Origin of the sequence: Streptomyces sp. BE20 (genome assembly GCF_036322525.1) — a bacterium.
Lineage (GTDB): Bacteria > Actinomycetota > Actinomycetes > Streptomycetales > Streptomycetaceae > Kitasatospora.
In genome coordinates this window covers 1-4122 of record NZ_JAQYWW010001166.1, presented here as the reverse complement: position 1 = coordinate 4122, position 4122 = coordinate 1, and the positions used below count along the sequence as shown (strand labels likewise).

The 4122-nt window shown below is 71.2% G+C and carries 2 protein-coding genes and 1 pseudogene; all 3 read right to left on the bottom strand.

Going from position 1 to position 4122, the window contains the following annotated elements:
* Nucleotides 1-137, bottom strand: a 137-nt coding sequence (locus PUR61_RS36750) for a roadblock/LC7 domain-containing protein (protein WP_329882915.1), incomplete at its 3' end; no start/stop codon positions are given.
* Between the two features lie 10 nt (nt 138-147).
* Entirely contained in the window at nt 148-3576 is a 3429-nt protein-coding gene (locus tag PUR61_RS36745; protein ID WP_329883903.1) for a nitrate- and nitrite sensing domain-containing protein, read from the bottom strand.
* A 401-nt stretch (nt 3577-3977) separates the two neighbouring features.
* A pseudogene (locus PUR61_RS36740) lies at nt 3978-4122 on the bottom strand (ATP-binding protein); the annotation flags it as partial.

Below are 4122 nucleotides of genomic sequence, written 5' to 3'. Positions count from 1 at the left end.
GCGCGGTCGCGGGGGAACCCTTCGGACATGCACAGCAGGAGGCCGTCCGCGGAGACCACCACCGTGTGCGACACCCCGGGGGTGTTGTCCACGAAATTGGTGATCAGCCAGTTCAGGTTCTGTGCGGCCTGGCTCATCTGACTCAACTCAACGCTCCTGGTGGTTCGAGCCGCCGAAGAGATCGGTGCTGCGATTCTGCTGTCCGTTGCCGGACTGGTCTACCTGATCGGGGTCGATCCGGAAGCTTCCGGTGCCGCCTGCGCTACGGCCCTGCTCGACACCGCGGCGCAGGTTCGTGAGACGTCCACGGACCTCCTCGGGCGAACGGGAGACCTGCGGCCCATCCTGTGGGGTGGGCTTGGCGTTGCCGGCCACCAGGTTCTGCTTGGGTACCCGCCGGGGGAGTCCGGACGGGGTGGTGCCGCTGGAAGAGGGCTCGCGGAGCTGTTCGGCGCGCTGCCAGTTGCCGTCGTTGGGCGACTGCCAGGCGGCGCTTCCCGCGCCGGTCGGGCCGGTGGGCCCGTACCCGCCGAGCGCGGACACCTCGTGGCCGCGCGGCTCGGCCGGCGCGGAGGTGTCCTTGGCACCGGCGAACCAGTTCGGGCTCTCGCCGCCCTGACCGGCGTCGGCCGGCCCGGACGGGAACCCGCCGCCGGCCAGCTGCTGGCCGGGGCGGCGCTGGGGCAGCCCGGACGCCAGCGTGGCGGGGGCGGGGTCGGCGGCGGGCAGCGCGGGCTGCTCCGGGGCGTACGGGTGGCCGGCCGGGGCCTCCTCGGTCCCCTGGCCGTCCTGCTGGTAGCCGTACCCGTCGTACCCGTCGTAGCCCTGGCCCTGGAGGTCCTGGCCCTGGTCCTGGTACTCCTGCCGGCCGTACTGGTCGTCGCCGTAGCCGGACTGGTCGTAGCCCTGCTGCGGGTACTGGTCGTAGCCGTCCTGCTGGTAGCCGTTGCCGTCGTACCCGTCCTGGCCGTAGTTGTACTGGTCGTCGGCGTAGGTCTGGTCGTAGCCCTGCTGCGGGTACTGCCCGTCCTGGCCGTAGACCTCGTCGTTGCGGCGACCGTACGGGGGGTACTCGTCGTCGACCTCGGCGTCGAGCACCGGCGGCTCCTGGCCGGACTGCGGTCCGACCTCCAGCGCGGCCCGGCGGACCTGGTCCAGGCGCTGCGAGCGCTGGACCGCCTCCAGGGCGGGGCTGAAGCCGGAGGAGCCGGCGCTGCCGGTGCCGGTGAGGTGGTCGTCGAAGCCCAGCTCGGCGGCGCTGCGGGCCTCGTCCCGGCCGGGGGCGGCCCAGTCGGCGGTCGGCTCCTGGTCGGCGAAGATCCGGGAGACGGTGAACTGCTCCTCCGGCTCCGGCGCCGCGGCCATGTGGGTCAGGAACGGCGGCATCATGACCAGCGAGGTGGTGCCGGCCGACTCGCCGGACGGGCGGAGCTGGACGCGGATGTCGTGCCGCTGGGAGAGCCGGCCGACCACGAAGAGGCCCATGCGGCGGGAGATGGTGGCGTCGACCGTGGGCGGCTCGGCCAGCTTCTCGTTGATCTCGGCGAAGTCCTCGGCGGTGAGGCCGATGCCCTTGTCGTGGATCTCGACCAGCACCCGGCCGTCCGGCAGGCGGGTGGCGTTGACCAGCACCCGGGTCTGCGGGCTGGAGAACGAGGTGGCGTTCTCCAGCAGCTCGGCGAGCAGGTGGACGAGGTCGGTCACGGCGGCGCCGACGACCTCGGCCTCGGGGATGCCGGAGAGCTCGACGCGCTCGTACTGCTCCACCTCGGAGGCGGCGGCACGGAGCACGTCGACCAGCGGGACCGGGGTGTTCCAGCGGCGGCCGGCCTCCTCGCCCGCGAGGACGAGCAGGTTCTCACCGTTGCGGCGCATACGGGTCGCCAGGTGGTCCAGCTTGAAGAGGTTCTCCAGCTGGTCCGGGTCGGCCTCGTTGTTCTCCAGGTCGGTGATCAGCGCCAGCTGGCGCTGGATGAGGCCCTGGCTGCGGCGCGACAGGTTGGTGAAGATCGCGTTGACGTTCCCTCGCAGCAGCGCCTGCTCGGCGGCGAGTGCGACCGCCTGCCGGTGGACCTGGTCGAAGGCCCGGGCGACCTCGCCGATCTCGTCCTTGCCGTGCAGCGGGATCGGGTTGATGTTGGTGTCGACCCGGTCGGGGTCGGTCTTGGAGAGCTTCTCGACCAGGTCGGGCAGACGGTGGTCGGCGATCTCCAGGGCGGCGTTGCGCAGGGTCCGCATGCCGAGAATCATCGAGCGGGCCACGTAGCCGGTGAGCACACCGGCGAGGATCAGCGACGCGAGCACGATCAGCGCGTTGAGGACGGCGTCGAAGCGCGCGTTGTCACGCAGCGCCGCGGCGTCCTGGAGCACGTCGTCCAGCAGCACGACCTCGGTGGCGCGGAGGCTGGTGATGTGGGTGTTGGCGGCCTGGTTCCAGTTCTCCGGCGTCAGACCGGAGTCCTTGGCCTCCTTGTACGCCCGGTCCGCGGCGTCCTTGCCCTGGGCCTGGCCGATCGCGGCGGCCTGGCTGTAGGCGGCGCCGAGGTTGAGCAGGCCCTGCATCGTGGGGGCGGTGCCGTTGGGCATCCGGTAGGCGGCGCGCTGGTCGGCGTTGGCCTGGGCGACCTGGGCGTCCGAGTAGCGGCGGGCGTCCTCGGGGGCGCTGCCGGTGTTGAACTCGGACAGCGCGGTGTGCTCCAGGCGCTGGGCGACCAGCAGCTGCTGGATCAGGTCCGCGTTCTCGTACCGGGTGGTGGCGCCCGCGGAGATGCCGACCAGCAGGTGCAGCATCAGCGCGCGCTGGGTCGAGGCGGAGGCCTTCGCCAGCGACATGGCGTAGATCGAGCGGCCCTTGCTGGTGAGGTTGGAGGAGCCGAGGCCGACCGAGTTGTCGTAGGCCAGCAGCGGGGCCAGCATCACCGAGTACGCGGAGGTGGTCGCGGAGGCGAACAGGTCCGGGCTGTAGGCGTTGGCGCGCAGGTGCGGCAGGGCGACGACGACGCCCTGGAAGGCGTCGTGGCGGCGCGGGAGCTCGCCGGACTTGTCGCTGGCCTCGTAGGCCGCGTAGTAGGCCTTGAGGGCGGCGTCGGTGGTCGAGCGCGCCTTGGTGACCTCGTTGTTCGGGTCCTGCTTGGTGAGCAGAGGTATGAGGGTCTTGTCGCGCTCGCTCTCCAGCGCCTCGGCCAGCTCGGTGGCGGCCTTGGCGAGGGTGGCGGTCCGCTGGGCGCGGTCGGCCTTGATGAAGCCGTCGAACGAGGTGTTGACGCGCAGACCGCCGAAGATCAGGCCGATGGTGACCGGGATCAGCAGAATCGCGATCAGACGGGCCGGCACGCGCCAGTTGCGCGGGCGCAGGAAGTCGTACCGGCTGCCGCCCTTGCCGCCGGTGTCGTCCGCGCCGGAGCCGCCCGTGCGGTCCTTGGCGGGACCCAGCTGCTGTGGTGCGGGGGCGGCCGGTGGCCGTTCCTCGGTCGGCGTGAACGCCGAGAACCCCGCCGGGTCCGGTGCGGTGCCGTTCGGCTCGCTCTGGCGGGGCTCGGAGCGCCGCTGCGGGGCGACCTGCTGCTTACGCCTCACTCGACAACTACCTCTCGGCCGACAGCCGGCCATGGATCAATCCAGCGCTACCCCTGGAGGCCCGTCCGTTCCGGGGAGCGGTGGCCGATATGGATGCAGGGGTAGCTGGAATTTCAGCACGTGCAGGGATGGGGGACAAACAGCTGCCGGTCAGCGCCATGCAGGGCGCAATTGGGACATTCACCGACATGACGGTGTAAAACTGTGGTCTTCTGGCGCTGAGTGATGCTGATTCGCTACAAACAGTCATTGTTGATCACGAAATGCCTACCGAACTGTTATCCGCCGCTTATGCGGGGGTCTTGCGCGCGGCGTCCGGACGACATCTCCCCGCAAGCGGACAGGCCCCGGCGCTCCGCCGTGACAGCGGGGCGCCGGGGCTGCCGACCTGCGGGTTCCGCTCAGCGGAGGCGGGCGAGGAGGGCGTGTTCGACGAGGGTGATGAGGGCGCTCTTGGCGCTGTCCCGGCGTCGGGCGTCGAGGGTGACGACGGGGGTGTCGGGGCCGAGTTGGAGTGCTTCGCGGACCTCGTCGGAGGTGTGGGGC